The following is an 18,548-nucleotide window of genomic DNA, read 5'->3' as shown; positions in this document are numbered from 1 at the left end:
TAGAATCATCAAGCAACTGGAAAGGAAGTCAATTTATGGCCAAACGCCCTCTTACGCCCCGCGAATGTGAACTCGTCGTCAGCAGCCTCTATGTGATGGAGCTGATTCCATTCGAAGGAATCATGGAACGACTTGAATCAATCACATTACGAGACATCATCGGACCGGTCGCTGCCGGCGAGATGTCCCGGGAGCAGGCTGCCGACGCTCTCGATCAATACATCAAAGTGCGCCGCCGCCGTTTCCGCAACGTCCCTCCGGAACACCTCTGGTCGCTTGACGACCGGATGGAACAGGAAGCCTTACGGATGATCCGCAAACGGGCGCCGTTGACGGCCGGTGAAAAACTGCAGCCGAAAGCCATCCCGTTCGAGATGGGCGATACGGTGGAAATGACGGTAACGGAAGTCCAGGAACGCAACGGAAAAGTCAACGTCATCGGGAAAGTCGGTCAAGTGACGGCTAAACTGCCGGTCGCGAACCGTCAAGCCGTCAAAAGCAGCAAAACGATGTCGGCCTGGATTACCGGCATCGAAAAGAAACCGGCCCTGATTCACCTGTCGACGTCCGATTACGGAAAACATCAACCGTCCGCTGACGTCAAAGAAGCCTACGTCACGGCGATTGCTTCACTCCGCGAGTACTTCGAAACGACGGCTTTACCATCGACGGAAGAAGTCGATCTCGCGAAATCCCTTTTCCAACGGATGATCCGCCGCGATCAAAACGACTGGTTCACGGTCTACGTCGCAATGGGACGTCCGCAGCTCGATCACGTCCGGCGCTGGGTCAAAGTCATCCAGATGCTCGGAAAATCACTCCGCGGTGACGAGGAAGCGACACGGATGCTGGCCTCGCAGGAAGACCGGTTCTTCAAAGATGCCCTGCTCCGGGCGTGCCGGGCGGCTGAAAAAAACTTTTCAACTCCTATGTAATGCTTTCGACCACGAGGAAGTCTTTTCCTCGTTTGTTTTGAAGATCATTTCCAATGACGGTCCCTTCATCGGTTGCTGCGGTGAGGGACCGTTTTGTCGTCCACAAAAAAAGACCGCCGGCGTCGGCGGCGGTCTAACGAATTATGCGATATCAACTGTTGATTCTAATGCCCGGCAGGTCCGGCGCACGGTCGGAAGGAAATCCGTCCGTTTGGCGACTCCGCCTTCGATCAAAAAGTGCTGGACGCCTTTCGTGCGTTGAATGGCCGTCAAAACGGTGACCAGTTCGATGAACCAGTTCGAGATCAGCTCCACGACCTGTTCATCAAATGCTGCTGCTCCATACACATCATACCCGTTCTCGCAGAGATGGTTCGGGAAACGTTCCTTGAACCGAAAAATCAGTGTAGCCGTTGTCGGAATGTAAAAGTGATCGAAGATGATCCGTTGTTCTTGATCTGTTTCTTTCTCCGTCAGTCCATCCATCATCAACTTCGGTTGACTCCCGATATCGAGAGTCCAACTTGTTTTCTTTCGTTCGCCAGTGGAAGTGATCGTTCGCATGGTTTCGTCCATCTCCTTTGATGTGTAAGCGTTTACCTCTTCATTTTACAAGCCCATCGACGGTTCCTGCAACCGTCAAAATCGTGAACTACTCACCACTTATTTTCTTCGTAAATTGAAGTGGGAGCTTCTTGGGAAGACCGTACTTTTACGAGCTACGGTTATTGACCAAGCTCATCGGGTGGTTCCCACCCTGAAGGGTTTTTAGTCTGCTAACAGCAATAAGTTGATACTTGCGTTGATATCTCGATCATGACGCGCACCGCAAGTACATGCCCACTCGCGCACATCTAAGGTTTTCTTCTCACCTTTCACTCCGCAAGAAGAACAGATTTGGGTTGAGGCGTACCATTGGTCCGCTTTGATGAGTGTTCGTCCGTAGAATGTGCATTTGTATTCCAACTGTCGGATGAACTCATACCAACTGACGTCTCCAATCGATTTGGCGATCTTATGGTTCTTCATCATGTTCTTCGACTTCAGTGTCTCGACGACGATGACTTGGTTATCGTCAACGATCCGTTTCGACAGCTTATGAAGAAAATCTTGACGTTGATGTGCAATCTTTTCATGCTTCTTGGCGAGGATCCTCCTCGCCTTGTCTCGGTTCTTACTCCCCTTTTTTTTGCGGGACAAGGCGCGTTGTGCCTTCTTGATCTTCTCTTCGGACTTTCGAAGGAAACGAGGATTGGCAACTTTCTCAGAAACCCACTCATCGTTTGTCAGGATGGCGAAGTGCTCCAGACCAAGGTCGATTCCTACTTTGTTCTTGGCGGGAACCCATCGCGCTTCGGTCTGATCGACTAGGATCGAGATGAAGAATTTCCGGGTCTTCGTCATCGAGACCGTCGCGGACTTGATGACGCCAACGAACGGACGGTGCTGCTTCAACTTCACGAAACCGATTTTAGGAAGTTTCACCTTATTATCTTCGATGCGGATGCTACCCTTCAGATTGTTGGTCGTGTAAGAGGATCGGTCGTTATGCTTTGATTTGAATTTCGGAAATCCGACGGACTGATCCCGAAAAAAGTTTTGGTACGCCCTGTTCAAGTCCATCTGAGCGTTCGCAAGGGAAAGACTATCGACGTCTTTGAGGAAAGCGAATTCAGGCTTGTACTTCGCTGGGGTTGGGAGCTTTTGCTTTGCGCCAGGGTTGAGCTTCGAGTCTTCATACAGTCGGATCCGCTCTTCGAGCATCTTATTGTAGACGAAACGGACACACCCGAACGTCTTCATGAAATATTCTTGTTGGGATTTCATCGGATAAAGTCGAAACTTATACGCCTTCAGCAAAGTGATCACTCCTTCCCTTGTTTTTCGATATAGTGTCTGATGACGTCGCTTGTCGCACCTCCGGTCGTCACCAGACAATAACTTCGAGACCAAAACATTTCTTTCCATTTTCCATAGTTGTTTCTTGACATGCGGAAAGTCTCGTTTGATCAGTCGGCTGCTTGCGCTCTTGTAAGCGTTCAGAAACTTTGACATCTCCGTGTTCGGGTGTGCTTTGAACAGCACATGGATATGATCGCCGTCATGATTCCACTCGTTCAGCGTGATATGATACGACGCGCCGATTCGTTCGAACGTCTGTCTCGCGAACGCCGAGATGACGTCATCGATTACTTTACGTCTGTATTTCACTACTAGGACAAGGTGATAATTCAGAAGAAAGACTAAATGTTTATTTGTATCCATTTTCATTGATATATCAGTTCTTTTGGTTAGTCACACTGATTATTTCAAATAATTGCATTCTTACCAAGACGGACGATTCATCTCCCACCTACGCTGGGCTTCGTCCCAAGATGCTTAGAGGCGGGAGAATTCTCACTAAATTTAATTAAAAATGAACGATAACTTCATCGACTTCATCTGACATCCAGTCTATCAAATTCCGATGGTTTTGACGATGTCAGTAATTAACAACCTCTTTCCCATTTTCAAGCCAATTTAATCGGAAATGCCCGCACCGGACGAAGGATTCGACCGGCTGTCCGTCGCTTCCTTGAAACATGTGACCGCTCTCACCGTTGCCGGGGAACGGACTTTACAAAAAAACTATTAGCCGCTAGCGAAATATGATACCATTCAGTGGAATCACAGAAAGAGGAGAGAACAATATGCGAAAAGTTTTTCGATTAAGCATCTTGTTCGTACTGATCGTCCTCATCGGTAGTAGCATCATCTACTGGCAAAACCGGGAACGTGTCCAAAATGAGCTGTATCGCACCTATTATGGACAGTACGGTGTCCCAGCCGAGAATATCGACATCTACGAACAAGCCGGTGACCGCTACGAGGTCGATTGGAAGTTACTTGCCGCGATTCACCGCGTCGAGACTATCTTCTCGAAATCGTCTGCCATGCAGTCTTCCGTCGGTGCAATCGGCCCTTTCCAGTTCATGCCGAAAACATGGGTCGGATGGGGATATGAAGGCGGAACGTCACTTGGCGACATCGAGCATGACGGCATTGATTTAACCGATCCGGAAGCCATCAAACAATACGGCGGACTGGGTGTCGATGCAAACGGAGACGGCAAAGCCGATCCGACGGATTTGACGGACAGCGCCCACACGGCCGCGAAGTACCTCAATCAGCACGACGTCACGAAAAGTTCGGACCGAGGAACGCTTGAAACTGCCCTGTTTGAATACAATCGCAGTGAACAGTATGTCATTGACGTCCTCAACCAATACGATGCCTATCAACAAAAAATCGAGCCGATTGATGCGAACGACCTCGATTTCAAAAAGCAGACACTCGCCCAACTCCTTCGCATCAGCTTACGTTTGACCAACTAAAAGGAGGCACCACCATGACACAGCCCGATCGTTCGTCCTTGACGATTGAGGAATCGTCAATCCGCGTCCAGACGACGTTTGACGAAGCAAAAACAAAACGCTATTTACGCAGTTACATCTTTGACGACGTCACGGACGGCGCACACATCGCCGCCCTGATTTACACGCCGCGGACGACGGATGCTTTTTTATCCGGTACGACGACCCAACGTGCGTATAATTTGATGAAAAAACATGTCGAAGGTCCAATCAAACAATACGATATCATCAGCCTGATGCCGGATCTGCTTGTCAGCGAAGACTTGCCGTTCGCGCAAGCCAGTTTCGACGAACTCAATTATGAGTTCATCGAGGAGACGCTACGCCGGGTCAAGGAAACGAATGGTGTCGTCTTGTGCGGTTGGGGATCACCCGGCCGTCTGATGCACCATTTGCCGGCTTATGAAAATCTGTTTGACCAGTATGCCGATATCCTGTTCTGTTCCGGCATCACCTCAAAAGGGGAACCGAACCATCTTCGTCTGACCGTCGACGACAGTCCGATGATCACCTATCCGGACATGAAGCTGAAGGCGAAGAAATTAAAACGCAAATGATTATACTTTAAAGGTGTTCTTTCCGTCAGTCGCGGAAGAACACCTTTTTTATTTTTTTCATCCTCTTCAAAACGGAGGAACGTTATGAAGTTCATCAGTATGTTCCTTTTACACATTCCATTAAAATCGAGTCATGATTTAATTCTTTGATTTGCGTAAAACCGCATTTTTTATAACTCGAAATTGCTCTCGTATTCGTTTTCTTAACATCCAACACTACCTTTAAAGCACCTTTGTTAACCCAAAGGTCATCTAACATCATTCGAATCATTACAGAGCCTATCCCTTTGCCCCATAATCGGGAGTCACCAATGAATTGATCCATCCCATAAATAGTTTGATTGTTCGGAAGTCCGTATTTTTTCAAATCTGTTTCCTGAATCTGATAGTACTGTATATATCCGATCGGTTCATTTTTGTACTCTACAATACAAGGTGTAACATAGTGGTCCCCTTTAATTCTGGGACCGTATTTATCCATCACGCGATCTAAATCTGAAGGCGGTTCTTCATAGAATTGTAAGACTGTCTGATCAGTTAACCATTTAACCATTAAACCAAAATCATTATTAGTCATCGCTCGAATATGTACATCAGCCTCCAGTATCATACTGAATCCCCCCAACCTATTTTTAAATTTGGAGTTTTAATACTCTTCTAATACAATAAACAGTTTTATCTCTTTTTAATATTAACCTTTATTTAACAAGACCATATAAAAAAAGCAACGATGGACGTATCCATCGCTGCTTTTGTTCTCTTTTACAAGTCCACTCGTTTTAGAACAACATGATTTCAAGCAGACAGTCGACCAGATCCTTTTCAAGATCCAGCGCCTGTAACTGATGCATCATATTGACCGGATCGAGTCGTTGTGACAGTAGGCGGTACAATCGGTCTTTTAAGTCGTAACCGATTTCCGCCTGATCGAGGAACGTATACAACCGTTCCATCCGGTTACCATTCGTCGACATGTCGACCTGGAGCGACAAGACTTGTGTCTCTCCGAGTTCACCGAGATCAACCGACAACGATTGGGTCTTGTGGTCATAACGGCTCGGCAGGACTTCCCCGTCCCGCGAGACATGTCCTTCGTTGACTCCGCGAAGAATCAATGTCACTTCCCGTTTTTCCGGCAACAGCTCGCGTTTGCCGAACGGTGTTGCGATCGTCAAGGTCCGGGCTGCCCAGTCGAGCTCAAAGGCCGTCTCGACATTTTCCCCGTCGCGGTGTGCGACGCCGACATTGTCATCCTCAAACAAGGTAAACTGGTTGGATGCCCCCGGAAAGACCAACAGTTCAAGATGCTCCGGATTGTGGAGTGCATTCGACTGTTCGAGGTGTTGACCGAGCGGTACGATGGCTCCCGCTTTTGCGAGCACCCCTTGTTCTTCCAGCTTACGGAACAGACGCATCTGTTTGCCGCCCGAATACCGGTGACCGGTGAAGAAATCAAACCAGTCCCCTTCCGGCAGCCAGGCCGTCGTCGCTGCGACGTGCAGCTTCGGATTCATCGGCTCGACAATCGGTGTGACCATCAGCTCCGTTCCGAAGTAATACTGGTTCGGAACGGCATACGCCAGTTCTTCTTCCGGATGTTCATAATACATCGGTGAAACGAGCGGTAATCCGTCAAAGTGATTACGCGCGTTCATCGTATAGATGTACGGCACAAGCTGATGACGCAGACGGAGGTATTTTTTCATGACGTGTTCCGATTCAAGCGAATAGCGCCACGGCTCTTTCCCGTTGAAGATACTCATCGTACTGTGCAGACGCATGATCGGGCTGAACACCCCGTACTGTAACCAACGGGTCGACAGTTCATCGTCCTTCTCCCCGCGCTGGTGACCGCCGATATCATGACTCCACCAGCCGTAGCCGATGTTCGATGCCGTTGCCGTGAAGTACGGCTGGAACTTAAGCGACGCCCAGGAAATCAACGTATCACCGGAAAAACCGACCGGATAACGGTGACTGCCGGGTCCGGCATAGCGGGAGAAGATCAACGGACGATTGCCGTCGCGTGCGATATCAAGCGCGTGGTAATGATTGAGCATCCAGAGCGGATCAAGCCCTTTCATCTTCGAGTTGGCACCTTGCTGCCAATCGATCCACCAAAAGTCGACGCCGTCCGCTTCATGCGGGTGGTGCAATTTCGTAAAGTAGTTTTCGATGAATTCACGGTCCGAGAAATCAAACGGAATCCGGTCTTCTGTTTCCGGATCAACACCCATCGCGACTGCCATCGCTTCGTACGCTTCCTCAAATCCACGCACACCGTCCGCCGGGTGCAGGTTGAGCGTCACCATCCGGTCGTCCTCTTTTAACCATTGCAGGAAACCTTTCGGATCCGGGAACAAATCGCGGTTCCACGTATAACCCGTCCAGCCGCTACCATATTTCTCCGGAATATCCGTCACGTGCCAGTCCATGTCGATGACACTGACGGAGAACGGGACATCTTCCGTCTTGAAGCGGGTCATTAAATCCTTGTATTCTTTTTCGTTGTAGCGCCAGTAGCGGCTCCACCAGTTTCCGAGGACTTGCCGCGGCAACATCGGGGTCGGACCGGTCAGACGGTAAAAATCCTTCAGTGCCTGTTTGTAGTCGTGACCGTAACCGAAGTAATAGATGTCCTGCGCCCCTTCTTGACGGGGTTCGACAAAATGATCTTCCGTCAGAACAAACGATGCCGAGTCATCAATCGCCGCGTAGCCTTGACGGGAGATGATGCCTTCTTCGAGCGGGATCTCCCCGTCGGCATGATCAAGCGTCCGGGCCGTTCCTTTTAAGGTCCGGAGTGGTCCGCCGTACGTGTAGCGGCTGTAATACGTACTGAAGTTTCCAAGGACGTCGATATAAAGTGTGTTCGACGCAAACGGTCCTTTCGTATAATGCAAATGGACGTGTTCCGTAATGATTTGCAAGTCCGTCTCATCCTCGACAATCCGGAATGAAGGAACGGGAAAATCACGATTCCAAACGGTTTGAGTCGGACGATCCTCAAATCGTCCGTCTGCTGCGTACTCGAGTCGAATCAGACGACTGGTGAGAACGGTGAAGCGGTATGTGTCCCCTTGGACAATTGCTTCCGGTCGTGCCAATGGTTTCATGTCTCGGGTATAGAAATGGGATTCGTCAATTGTGCGCATACGGGATCAGGACGCGAACGTCCTTGTCACTTCCTTCCAAAAATTAAGTGTGCAACCGATTACACTACTAGTGTATAAGAGTTGTTGTTCCCGTTTCAAGTGACAACTAATCAAAAAACGCACCAGTTCCTTGGAAATTCAAGGACGGTGCGCTTCTAATCATAACAATGGCGAAATCAAGCGGGAGAACGATTCAAAGATTCGGAACCGCATCGGTCGTTTGACATAATCCGCTGAGGACAGCTGAATCGAAACATCAAAATCATCGATGAAATCGCGTTCCAGCCGGGCCGCACTCTCGGAATCGTACATAAACGCCATCAATTCATAGTTCAGGACGAAACTCCGGATATCCATGTTCGCCGTTCCGACGACGGCAATCTTTCCGTCAACGAGGAACAGCTTGGCATGGATGAAATGCCGGTTGTACGTATAAATTTTCACGCCGTCCTTCAACAGTGGTCCGAAATAGGACCGTGTTCCGTAGTAAGAAGTAAAACTGTCTCCCTTACCCGGGGTCAGAATCCGGACATCAAGACCGGCACGGGCTGCAAGACGCAACAGTGTCATCGTCTCGTTATCCGGAATCAGATACGGCGTCGAAATCCAGATTGACCGCTGAGCCGAGATGATCGCGGCAATCAAGGCGTTTCGGATGGCCGGATCTTTGGATGTCGGTCCACTCGTCACGATTTGGACCGCACCGTCCGTCTCGACATCGTGTTTCGGGAAGTAATGTTCGATTGCGCCCTCACCCGCAAACGTCTCCCACGTATCACTGCCTTCTAAATGGGCATAAAGCCAATCATCGAGGAATGTCGCCTGCAGTTCCTTGACGGCACGTCCTTCGAGCCGAAGATGCGTATCACGCCAAAAACCGAATTTCTTACTTTTTCCGTCATATTCATCGCCAACGTTCAAACCACCGGTAAAACCGATTTTACCGTCAACGACGACGATTTTCCGGTGATTGCGGAAGTTCGCCGTGAAGATGAACAACGGACTGGAAATCGGATCGTAGGCGGCAATCTTGGCACCGGCTTCGCGGAGCGGTTTCAAAAAACCTTCCCCGAGCATGTAACTGCCGAGCCCGTCAAACATAAACCGGACTTCGACACCAGCGTTTAACCGTTCAATCAACGCTTCCCGGATCGCCTGCCCGGTCTCGTCGTTTCGGTAAATATAATACTGGATGTGGACATGATGCTTGGCGGACCGAATCATCCGCAGAATTTCCGGGAACGTCTCATTGCCGTTCGTCAGGATTTGACTGGCTGTATGGACATCCACCCCACCACCGCCAAAGTTCCGGATCGTATTGGCGAGCTTCAGATGGTTCGGCGGCAACTCGCTGACGGCGAGCGACCGAACCGGACGAATCGCCTGTTTCAGCAACATCCGTTCATCGTGCGATCGTCGGTTTCGACGACGGCGGCGCGGATTGCGCCCGAACATCATCCAGATGATGACACCGAGAATCGGCAGGAAAATTAAGACTAAAAACCAAGCGATCGTCGACTCTGCCGTCCGGTTTTCGATGAAGATGATCATGATGACGGCAAGTGGTACGACAGTCGCGGAAATCGTCAGGACATAAAACAGGTAGCCCAATTGGTATAGTCCCCAAATGATTCCGCCTGCGACTAAAAACACGAGCGCGAACTGTAAAATCCGATTGCGCACTAGATTTCCCCCTCTGTAACGTACTCTATTCTTCTATTTCCCTGTCTTCTCTAAAAATATAGCAAAAAAAGAAACCACGGATGTGATTTCTTGAAAAGTTGACCTATTTTGAAAAATTCATGTCGTACATCTCTCGCCCCGGAATTGGATCCTTCAGGCTGCCCCAATCCGTTTCATGTTCTTGAACAAGGCAGGCGTCAAACTTCGCTTCGAGTGTCTGCTGATCAAAGCCGATGCCGATCAAGACGAGTTCGGTTCGGCGATTGTTAATGCTCTCAAAACGCCCGGCATATTCCATGTTCGATGCATATCCCGCCTGATGGAACAGCAGCGCGATTTCCGGACGGGTCGCAAGATACAAAAAGCCTTTGGCGCGGACAACTTCTTCCGGCCACTCCTCAATCAAGGCCAGCAACCGTTCCGGATGAAACGGGACATCCCGCTTATAGACAAACGAACTGATCCCGTATTCTTCTGTTTCCGGGACGTGTTCCTCGGCATTCAGCTCGCGGATCCAGCCGGCACTTGCTGCCGCCTGTTCGAAGTCAAACAGATCGACATCGAGGATCTCAGCCGGATCAACTTGCCCGTGTATCGTCTCAATCAGTTTGGCAATCGGATTCAATGCTTTCAAATAGCCGATGACGTCGTGCTTTTCCTCTTCTGTCAACCGGTCGATCTTGTTCAACAAAATAATATCGGCGAACTCGACCTGATCGACGAGGAGATCGACGACTTCCCGGACGTCCGTCTCGTCGACTGCCTGTTGCCGCTCAATCAACGATTCTCCCGACTCAAAGTCTTTCAGAAAACGATAACCGTCGATGACCGTCACCATCGCATTAATTTTTGTCGTCTCCGTCAAATCAATCTGACTGTCTTCATCCAGGTATGTAAACGTCTGGGCGACCGGAATCGGTTCCGAAATGCCGCTCGATTCGATGACGATGCCGTCGATATTGCCCTGATCAACGAGCCGTCGGACTTCGAGTAATAAATCATCCCGCAGCGTACAGCAGATACAACCGTTTGATAATGTCACAAATGATTCTTCCGTCCGCGAAAAGCCGCCTTGTTCAATCAATACGGCATCGATGTTCACTTCACTCATATCGTTGACGATGATGGCAAGCTTCCGTCCGTGCCGGTTGTTTAATAAATGATTTAATACAGTTGTCTTACCGGCACCCAGATAACCGGACAGGACTGTGATGGGAATCGGATTCATAGTCATTACTCCTTTTTAGTCAAATCGGAATCATTACGTTTTAAATAGTAATCGTTCCGATTTACCCTGTCAACTGCTGTTTTCCAATATGAAAAAAATCCCGTTTCCGTGACGGTCCTCGACGCGTCCTAGAAACGGGATGTCTGAATCAGACTTATTTAAAAAAGGCAGTTCGGATCAAGCGGACGATTGTTCCTGCAGCGTCTTCCGAAAATCCGGCAATCGTATAATGATTCGTATTCGGAATGACGTGGAATGCCGCATCCGGCAGACTGGCAGCAAACCGTTCGTGCGCTGCATTAATCCGCTTCGTCAGTTCAGGATTCAGCCAGTTCTCGGGCATTCCGCCGACCCAGTCCGATGCGGATAATACGAGGACCGGCGGCGTAATATGCTCAACGACTTCCAGGACATGCTGATTGTTCGCTTCGACCGCCTGCCACTCGTCCAGCGTCCCCCGCCAGTGGTTTTTCCGGGCCATATTCCGCCACATCGGAATACGATCGACTTCAGGCAGACTCGTGAACATCCGAGCGCCAAGGTCATCCGGAATCAGCCAGGCGAGTGGCCGGACATGACTCAAGACATATAAAAAGCGGTTCCATTCTTCCTGCGTCCGCTCATACCAATTCGGTAATTCGGCATCGACTTCCGGGTGCGACGGATCGAGCAGAACGATGCCTGCCGTCTCGTCCGGACGGCGGCGTCCGAGTTCAAGCGAAATGTAGGCGCCGAGTGAGTGCCCGATGAAGACGAACGGACCTTTAATATCAAGCAAAGCGAGAACCCGTTCCAGTTCATCCGCTTGTTGCGTAAACAACCGTTTTGTTTTACCGCGGGTCGAGCGTCCGTAACCGAGTCGGGAGTATTCAAAAACCCGCCCCTGTTTCAATAATTCCCCGCGGAGCCAGCCCCATTGGTAATGACTCGACATCATCCCGTGATCGAGAATGAACGTCACATTGCCCGTTCCTGTCAAACGCGTGTCAAACCGGCCGTGTGCCGTATCGACAATCCGTTCCATTAAAATCCTCTCCTATTCAAACAAATCCAGCTCGATGTCATACCCAAGCAGGTTCAAGTAATCAAATAACTGTGACCGGTGGTGATACAAATGAACGGCTGCTTCCAGTAACCAGCCGGTTGAACTGTCAGAGACGCCCCAGTAGGTTGTCTCCGTCGAAAATCCGGTCGTCAGTCGGTCTTGATAATACCGCCACGACTGGTCCAACCGTTCGATCAGCTGACCGGACGGTACGGAAACGGTATAAAACTGTGCCATCTCCTCCGCCGTCGCTCCCGTTGCAATCCGTAAATCGGCTTCGAGCAGGACCGCAAGATGAACCGCCACTTCATAGACGGACCGTTTGCCGGGAATCGGACGTTTGTCCCAGTCCTCCGGCTGAATCAGTTGAATCAACGCACGCGTCGTCCGGACCCCGACACCCACATGCCGGTCAAGTGCCTGTTGCCAGTCAGTCATGCGACCACCAGGCCAGTGCCCGTTGCTCCATCATTTTGACGAAGCTGTCCTTCCCGGCAATGTAGGCGCTGATGTCCTCCGGATACTGGCGTGCCAGGCGCTCTTTAATCGTACTGTAGGCTTCGACTTCCTGCGGGTGCTGCCGTAAGTAATCCCGGAAGACGACATGACGCATGATTTCCGGATTACCATCCGCATAGAGATGAATATGGTGCGTCCGGTTGTCCCCGCCTTTTCGGTAATAGCGGCGTCCGGGCATCCCGAACTCCCCTTTGGCTTCATAGCCGATCTGTTCCATCGCCGCGTCAAACGCTTCGATTCCGTCCAGTGAATCGACGACCGGCAGAATATCGAGAATCGGTTTGGCCGATAATCCCGGGACCGATGTACTGCCGATATGATGAACCGCAAGCAGACGATTGCCGAAAATCGTCTCCAACTGCTCTTTTTCCTGTTGAAACGCGTCCGCCCAAGACGTCTGATATGGTGTAACGATGACTTGCCGCATGGTATCCGCTCCCTTCGTAACTAGTATGCCAGTTTTTCCCTCAAAACCAAAACGACTTCTCAGATGAGAAGCCGTTTTGCTGTCTTATTTTTTCGTGATGAAGTAACGCGATTGATCGAGGCGGTCCGATGCTGTGTAGATGTTCATCTTGTATGAACCTGTCGCAAGACCAGTCCGCATTTTCAAGACGTAGTTGCCGTGGTTATCCGCAACGTCCTGGGCAATCAATTGGTAGCCGCTGCTTGTTTTTTCAAACAAGCGGACGATTTGACGTTTTTCGACTTTGCCCGTCAATGTCTTTTTACCCGCCCATTTTTTGACCGGATACGTATTTTTGATCGTAAATGACGCTTTTTTCGTAATTTTGTTTGAGATGTCCGTCGACTTGACTGTATATGTGCCTGTCATCAGACCGTTTTTGACCGGAATCTTGAAGCCGCTTGCCGTCGTTTTCGCTTTCGCGATTTTCGTCGACCCTTTATACAGCGTGACATTGAGTCCTTCCGTCGCTTTTCCTGTCAAGACAGTCGAACCGTAGACCGCTGATTTCTTGTCGATGGCCGGTGTCGCGACGACACCTGTCCCGACCGTGACCGTCGCTTCTTTTTTCATGAAGCCGAGCTCCGAGACGACCGTCAGTTTGTCGCGCAGTTTGACCGGACGAACGGTGACGGCATATTTGCCCGTTTCGTCTGCTGTCGTCGTACCAAGAACCGTCGTGCCGCGTTTGACCGTAACTTTTGCTCCGGCGACGGCTTTACCAGTAACGAGTTTCGCTCCCGGTTTGATCGCGCTGACGCTGACGTTAAAGTCTTTCATCGGGACGTCGAGTTTAAACTTCAGGAACGTTCCGGTCTCACCGGCGCGTTTAACACCTGTGTTCGTGATGCCTTCATACCGTTTCGTGTAGTCCGCTGCAGCTTCGGCTGAATCAAAGTCCACCGTGATCGGTTTGCTTGCGACAAGTGACCAGTTGTTGTCCGCTTGGTAATCAACCGGCTGTTTTGCTTTGATGAAGTCTGAGATGACGTTGCGTGTTTCGTAAGCCGATTTGTAGACGATTTTCTTTCCTTGACCAAGACCCGGGAACGTCGCACTGCCGGCACGGTAGTTGTTTGTTGCGACGAGGAACTCCTGATCATCCTTGATTTCCTTGCCTTGATATTTGATGTTTTGAACGCGGCTTGCGTTTTCATTGACGACCACACCATTAAAGTCAAACTTCGCCGGTTTCGTGATGTCGATATCGTACGTCAGACCGTCAAGAATATCGAAGTTATAACTGCGGAACTCTTTGTTCAGCAAGTCTGTTTTCGCATCCGTCACTTCATTGAATTGACCGGCTGACATCTCAAGCCAGTTTTTGACGTCAGCACCCGTCACTTTGACGACTTCGAGTGTGTTCGGGTAGACATACAGATCGGCGACGTTTTTCAACGCGATCGGACCTTTTTTGATCAACGTATAGTCAGACGCATTCACTTGATTGCGACCGCCTGTTTTAAACGGTGCACCGGCAGACAAGAGCGGTAAGTCTTTGTACTGAGCGAGATCCGCATTTTCTTTAAGCTGTTTCTCGACGTACCATTTCTGGGCGTTTGTGACGAACTGGACCGAATCATCATCCTGAACAAGGGCAAAGAAGCTTTGGATGTCGTCGTTGATTGTTCCGACCTGTTGGCGGATGTAAGCGAGTGTACCTTCGTGCGCTTTTTCAATTAAATTGACAGCACCGGCATCTGCCGTCGTATCTTTCGTGACGTCTGCCAGTTTCGCAGCCGATGTATCGACAACCCACTTGTCACCGTCCTGTTTCAATTGCAGATCAATGACACCGACGTTTTTCCCTTGCGTGTTCGCCATGACGACCGGTTTCCCGTTGATGAGACCGTTTGCTGCGTCGACGTTCGGTAAGTTATTGAAGGCTGATGTCGCATCCGGGAACTTCCCGTGCTGGTGACCGGTCATCAAGACATCAATGTCGGCGACTTTCGTTAAGGCGTAGCCGACGTTTTCATCGCCGTCTTTTTGATCCGCTGTGTCCCCGATTCCTGTGTGCGCGAGCGCGACGACGACGTCTGCACCGGCGTCTTTTAATTTTTTCGCCGTTGCTTTAGCGACCGGAACGATATCTTCTGCTGTCACTTTGCCTGTCAGATTGCCGGCGTCCCAGGCCATGATTTGTGGTGTGACGACTCCGAAGACACCGACTTTAACCGTCTTCATCTGACCGTTTTGGTCTTTCACTTGACGTTCGATGATTTGATAATCTTTCCCGTCCGTGTTGAACTCCGACACGATCGGTTTTTTTGTAACGGCATCGAGCACATTCGAGTTGACGAATTTGATTTCGCCGCTTGATGCTTTCATTGCCGACTTCAGGAAGTCGAGTCCAAAGTTGAACTCGTGGTTCCCGAGTGTAACCGCATCATAACCGATGTATTCCATCAGCTCATACATCGGATGTTTGCCTTTATTACCTTTGTCGTACTGATTTTTGACGTAATCGCCAAACGGTGTTCCCTGTAACGTATCCCCGTTATCGAACAGGAAGCTGTTGGCTTCACCGACGACGTTTTGTTCCTGTTTGATGACCGTTGCGGCTTTGACAAGACCAATCGTCTCATCCTGCGCATCTTTGAAATAATCGTAGTTCATTGAGTTTGTATGTAAATCAGTAGTTTCTAAAAAACGAAGTTTGACGACGCTGTTATCGGCGGCGAGTGTCTTGACTTGAATGACAGGAGCAAGCATCGGTGCGATCAACGTGCTGGCAATGACGATTTTTGTGACTTGTTTCATCTGATTTCCCCCTAAATAAAAATGACTGCTCAACTAATTTAACACGCTTTCATTGTAGCTTATAGCATCTTTGAATAGGTCGGACATCCGTCTTATTTAACCTACTTAACTAATTCCAAATACTGGCTTTACAATCTTTATTTTGACTTTACATGCCAAATAAAAACGCCGGTCTCCCTTTCAGGTCGACCGACGTATTTCATCATGCTGTTGGTTTTCGTTTAATGACAAATCCGATCAAACCGGCAATCAGTGCCATCCCGGCGGCATAAAGCGGCGTCAGTCCGGAGGGTTGCTGGGAAAACTGCAGTAACGCTTCATTGCGCCAGGCGACCGTAAAGTCTGCCGTCGTCGCTTGCGCAACCAGGAAACTGGTGACTCCGACGAGGACCGCAAAAACAATCGGATCGATGATTGTCTTAAATGCTCGGATACTGACAACAAGATACAGAATAAATGGTATCAAAATCAAAATCCAGTACGCACTTTCCGAGTTGATCGGCTCCGGCGTCACTCCCGCCGATTCGGCATCAAGTGCTTGAATCGTCTGCCTTGCGATACCGTAATCAATCGGTTCAAGATTCAGCCGGGTATCCGACAAATCGGGCCGTTCCCCGCCAAGAATCGTCAGGAACTGTTCTGTTATCCGGTCGGTATCGACTTCCGCCAGGACATCTTCAATCGATTGATTTAACTTGCCGGTGGATGTCTCCCCGTTCAGCATCGTGACCGGTACGTCCACATTGGCTCCGAGCACGTTCGCCTTATAGGCAATCTGCCCGCCGTGCAACAAGTCGTACATGCCGCCGCTACCGGCATCAAGACTGGCAACCGTCAAGGCCGTTCGAAGGGCCGAGTCGCCGTCGTACTGTGATTCATCCATAATGACGAGATACAATTGAAGAGCGCTCGCAAACATCAATACAAGCAAACTTCCCCGGGCTGCCGCTGACAAACCGGATAACCCTTGCGGATAGAGGGCCAGATAACTTAATCCAATCACGATCCCAAGCGCGAGCAACCCTTGCGCCAACACACCGTCCTGGAACGATAAAAAGGAAATCGAGTCACTGCGCTGTACGAGAAGGAACCAGCCGATCCACGCCGTCACTAAAAAACTGCCGGACCGGACTGTCCATCCGAGCCGGTTTGCTTTGATCCGCATCAGTAAAAAGAGGATAAAAACAAATAAGATGCCGAATACCGACAGCAACAAGGAACCATAGGTCACATCAAACGTCAGCGGTGACAAGACTTGATTCAAATCAATCCCGAAGATCGACAGGACATCTCCGGCCGAACTGGCGCCGAGCACCTGATTGATGATCGCTTCCCGGACGGCACCCGGCATCGTCACGTCGAGTCCGCCGACAAACAGCAGCATTAACGTCACCGTCACATCATTACTGCCCCAGGTAACATCCGCGTCCCGCATCTGCGCAACGAGTGATTGATAATCACTGGAGGATTCGATCTGTCCGGTCACGAGTGTCATCAGACCATATAGCACAGCAAAGAAAATCAGACCGAACCCGATCCCGAGTACGAAATCCAAAATCGAGAAACGCCTGTTGCGCCGCTCTTGTCGTTGTTCCATCGCCAATCCCTCCTTTTCCTTTGTTTGATTATTCCTGTTCTGTCTCATTCAGAAACGCCAGTCGCCTTATTTTTGTGACGATTGGTCATTTCTGTACGTTATACTTTAATTATAACCAATTATGGATGGAAGAGGGATTTCAATTCCACGAGGAGGAAAGACGTGTCATTAACAGAAAAGTATACGACGTTATTCGAAAAAATCAGCATTCAACTGGAGCTCGGTCCAATTTTAACGGAGCCGACTGCATTGTCCGGTGGTCTCCTCCACAAGATGTTCCGGCTTCAAACAACGAGCGGAACGTATGCGATTAAGTTACTAAATCCATCCATCCTCTCCCGACCGGAGGCCCGGCAAAACTTCATCGATTCGGAACGGATTGCCACGGCTTTACAGCACGAAGTCTCTGCTCTCCCTGCCCTTTCATTTCACGGTTCCGCCTTGCAACATATTGAGACACACTACTATCTCGTCTTTCGCTGGGTCGACGCCGTCATGTTGACGACGCATCAAATTACAGCGGACCACGCCGCACAGATTGGTAAACAGTTGGCGTATATTCACTCCGCCGACCTGTCATCGTTGCAGATTCAACAACCACCCGAATCATCGGAATCCGGCGTATCGTGGGACGAGTTTGTAGAACACATCCGGTTGCAAGGACTGACAGCGTTAGATCCTGTCACAAGGAACCTGAGACAAATTAAACGTTGGGCCGACGCTTCCTCTGCCGCCATGAAACAATTGACAGGAACTGCTTTCCTCAGTCACCGTGACTTGGATGCAAAAAACGTTTTATGGAAGTCCGGTCTACCGGTGCTGATCGACTGGGAATCAGCCGGCTACATTCATCCGATGCATGATTTTGTTGAGACGGCTCTCTATTGGTCGCTCGACGAGAACAATCGACTGCAATATCCGCATTTCGAGGCGTTTATAAAGGGATATGTTTCAACAGGTGCAAAACTCCATTTCCCGCTCGAACCGGCTCTGTCTGCCGGTTACGCCGGTAAACTCGGATGGCTCGCCTATAGTTTGGCAAAAGCGCTTCGCCTTGAGCCCGTAAACGAGCAGGAGCAACAAGTCGCCGTTCAGCAGGTGCTCGAGACGTTAACAGCACTCAAAGACTATGAAGCGCTTTGTCCGTTGATTGAAAAGTGGTGGATTGAATTAACAAGGGACTGAGG

Annotated in this window: 15 protein-coding genes and 1 pseudogene; 4 read left to right on the top strand and 12 right to left on the bottom strand. The window is 49.9% G+C overall.

Features of this window, described 5'->3' with window-relative positions:
* Positions 1-35: 35 nt before the first annotated feature.
* A complete protein-coding gene (locus R7V76_RS10305; RefSeq protein WP_318092394.1) occupies positions 36-935 on the top strand; it encodes a hypothetical protein in 900 nt (299 codons plus the stop codon).
* A 141-nt stretch (positions 936-1,076) separates the two neighbouring features.
* Here the strand turns inward: R7V76_RS10305 and R7V76_RS10300 are convergent, their stop codons facing one another.
* The 3 genes and pseudogenes from R7V76_RS10300 to tnpA form a co-directional block, all read right to left on the bottom strand.
* A complete protein-coding gene (locus R7V76_RS10300; RefSeq protein WP_318092393.1) occupies positions 1,077-1,499 on the bottom strand; it encodes a hypothetical protein in 423 nt (140 codons plus the stop codon).
* A gap of 204 nt (positions 1,500-1,703) precedes the next feature.
* A complete protein-coding gene (gene tnpB, locus R7V76_RS10295) occupies positions 1,704-2,795 on the bottom strand; it encodes an IS200/IS605 family element RNA-guided endonuclease TnpB (protein ID WP_318092392.1) in 1,092 nt (363 codons plus the stop codon).
* A gap of 5 nt (positions 2,796-2,800) precedes the next feature.
* Positions 2,801-3,206 (bottom strand): annotated as a pseudogene (tnpA, locus tag R7V76_RS10290) (IS200/IS605 family transposase).
* 419 nt (positions 3,207-3,625) lie between these two features.
* Between tnpA and R7V76_RS10285 the strand changes: the two are divergent.
* Positions 3,626-4,309: a lytic transglycosylase domain-containing protein gene (locus tag R7V76_RS10285; RefSeq protein WP_290830738.1), complete on the top strand. Its 684-nt coding sequence runs from the start codon at positions 3,626-3,628 to the stop codon at positions 4,307-4,309.
* 14 nt (positions 4,310-4,323) lie between these two features.
* Positions 4,324-4,905, top strand: a complete 582-nt coding sequence (locus tag R7V76_RS10280) for a DUF1643 domain-containing protein (protein ID WP_318092391.1) — start codon at positions 4,324-4,326, stop codon at positions 4,903-4,905.
* A 94-nt stretch (positions 4,906-4,999) separates the two neighbouring features.
* On the opposite strand, the gene R7V76_RS10275 is transcribed toward R7V76_RS10280, so the two are convergent.
* The 9 genes from R7V76_RS10275 to R7V76_RS10235 form a co-directional block, all read right to left on the bottom strand.
* Positions 5,000-5,515 carry a GNAT family N-acetyltransferase gene (locus R7V76_RS10275; RefSeq protein WP_318092390.1) on the bottom strand — a complete coding sequence of 172 codons (516 nt, stop codon included), beginning with the start codon at positions 5,513-5,515 and terminating at the stop codon, positions 5,000-5,002.
* A gap of 169 nt (positions 5,516-5,684) precedes the next feature.
* Positions 5,685-8,060: a glycoside hydrolase family 31 protein gene (locus tag R7V76_RS10270; protein WP_318092389.1), complete on the bottom strand. Its 2,376-nt coding sequence runs from the start codon at positions 8,058-8,060 to the stop codon at positions 5,685-5,687.
* A 159-nt stretch (positions 8,061-8,219) separates the two neighbouring features.
* Entirely contained in the window at positions 8,220-9,743 is a 1,524-nt protein-coding gene (locus R7V76_RS10265; protein WP_318092388.1) for a cardiolipin synthase, read from the bottom strand.
* Positions 9,744-9,846: 103 nt separating this feature from the next.
* On the bottom strand, positions 9,847-10,971 hold the full coding sequence (locus tag R7V76_RS10260; protein WP_318092387.1) for a GTP-binding protein: 1,125 nt from the start codon (positions 10,969-10,971) through the stop codon (positions 9,847-9,849).
* Positions 10,972-11,125: 154 nt separating this feature from the next.
* On the bottom strand, positions 11,126-11,995 hold the full coding sequence (locus tag R7V76_RS10255; RefSeq protein WP_318092385.1) for an alpha/beta fold hydrolase: 870 nt from the start codon (positions 11,993-11,995) through the stop codon (positions 11,126-11,128).
* Between the two features lie 12 nt (positions 11,996-12,007).
* Positions 12,008-12,454, bottom strand: a complete 447-nt coding sequence (locus tag R7V76_RS10250) for a DinB family protein (RefSeq protein WP_318092384.1) — start codon at positions 12,452-12,454, stop codon at positions 12,008-12,010.
* Positions 12,447-12,962, bottom strand: a complete 516-nt coding sequence (locus R7V76_RS10245; RefSeq protein ID WP_318092383.1) for a GrpB family protein — start codon at positions 12,960-12,962, stop codon at positions 12,447-12,449. The genes R7V76_RS10250 and R7V76_RS10245 overlap by 8 nt, the downstream gene beginning before the upstream one ends.
* A gap of 84 nt (positions 12,963-13,046) precedes the next feature.
* The gene (locus R7V76_RS10240; RefSeq protein WP_318092381.1) at positions 13,047-15,764 is read right to left on the bottom strand and encodes a bifunctional 2',3'-cyclic-nucleotide 2'-phosphodiesterase/3'-nucleotidase; all 2,718 of its coding nucleotides are present in this window, start codon (positions 15,762-15,764) and stop codon (positions 13,047-13,049) included.
* Positions 15,765-15,966: 202 nt separating this feature from the next.
* Positions 15,967-17,361, bottom strand: a complete 1,395-nt coding sequence (locus tag R7V76_RS10235; RefSeq protein ID WP_318092379.1) for a hypothetical protein — start codon at positions 17,359-17,361, stop codon at positions 15,967-15,969.
* 162 nt (positions 17,362-17,523) lie between these two features.
* Here R7V76_RS10235 and R7V76_RS10230 point away from each other — a divergent pair, with 162 nt between their 5' ends.
* Complete coding sequence (locus R7V76_RS10230; protein ID WP_318092378.1) at positions 17,524-18,546, top strand: phosphotransferase enzyme family protein; 1,023 nt, start codon at positions 17,524-17,526, stop codon at positions 18,544-18,546.
* Positions 18,547-18,548: the final 2 nt, after the last annotated feature.

The organism is Exiguobacterium artemiae (assembly GCF_033342815.1).
Lineage (GTDB): Bacteria > Bacillota > Bacilli > Exiguobacteriales > Exiguobacteriaceae > Exiguobacterium_A > Exiguobacterium_A artemiae_A.
This window is presented reverse-complemented; position numbering and strand designations above follow the sequence as displayed.

Coding starts and splice junctions, on each gene's coding strand:
- R7V76_RS10285 (WP_290830738.1), top strand. CDS start 3,626: ATGCGAAAAGTTTTTCGATTAAGCATCTTGTTCGTACTGATCGTCCTC.
- R7V76_RS10275 (WP_318092390.1), bottom strand. CDS start 5,515: ATGATACTGGAGGCTGATGTACATATTCGAGCGATGACTAATAATGAT.
- R7V76_RS10235 (WP_318092379.1), bottom strand. CDS start 17,361: ATGGAACAACGACAAGAGCGGCGCAACAGGCGTTTCTCGATTTTGGAT.
- R7V76_RS10255 (WP_318092385.1), bottom strand. CDS start 11,995: ATGGAACGGATTGTCGATACGGCACACGGCCGGTTTGACACGCGTTTG.
- R7V76_RS10305 (WP_318092394.1), top strand. CDS start 36: ATGGCCAAACGCCCTCTTACGCCCCGCGAATGTGAACTCGTCGTCAGC.
- R7V76_RS10250 (WP_318092384.1), bottom strand. CDS start 12,454: ATGACTGACTGGCAACAGGCACTTGACCGGCATGTGGGTGTCGGGGTC.
- R7V76_RS10270 (WP_318092389.1), bottom strand. CDS start 8,060: ATGCGCACAATTGACGAATCCCATTTCTATACCCGAGACATGAAACCA.
- R7V76_RS10240 (WP_318092381.1), bottom strand. CDS start 15,764: ATGAAACAAGTCACAAAAATCGTCATTGCCAGCACGTTGATCGCACCG.
- R7V76_RS10280 (WP_318092391.1), top strand. CDS start 4,324: ATGACACAGCCCGATCGTTCGTCCTTGACGATTGAGGAATCGTCAATC.
- R7V76_RS10260 (WP_318092387.1), bottom strand. CDS start 10,971: ATGAATCCGATTCCCATCACAGTCCTGTCCGGTTATCTGGGTGCCGGT.
- R7V76_RS10245 (WP_318092383.1), bottom strand. CDS start 12,962: ATGCGGCAAGTCATCGTTACACCATATCAGACGTCTTGGGCGGACGCG.
- R7V76_RS10300 (WP_318092393.1), bottom strand. CDS start 1,499: ATGCGAACGATCACTTCCACTGGCGAACGAAAGAAAACAAGTTGGACT.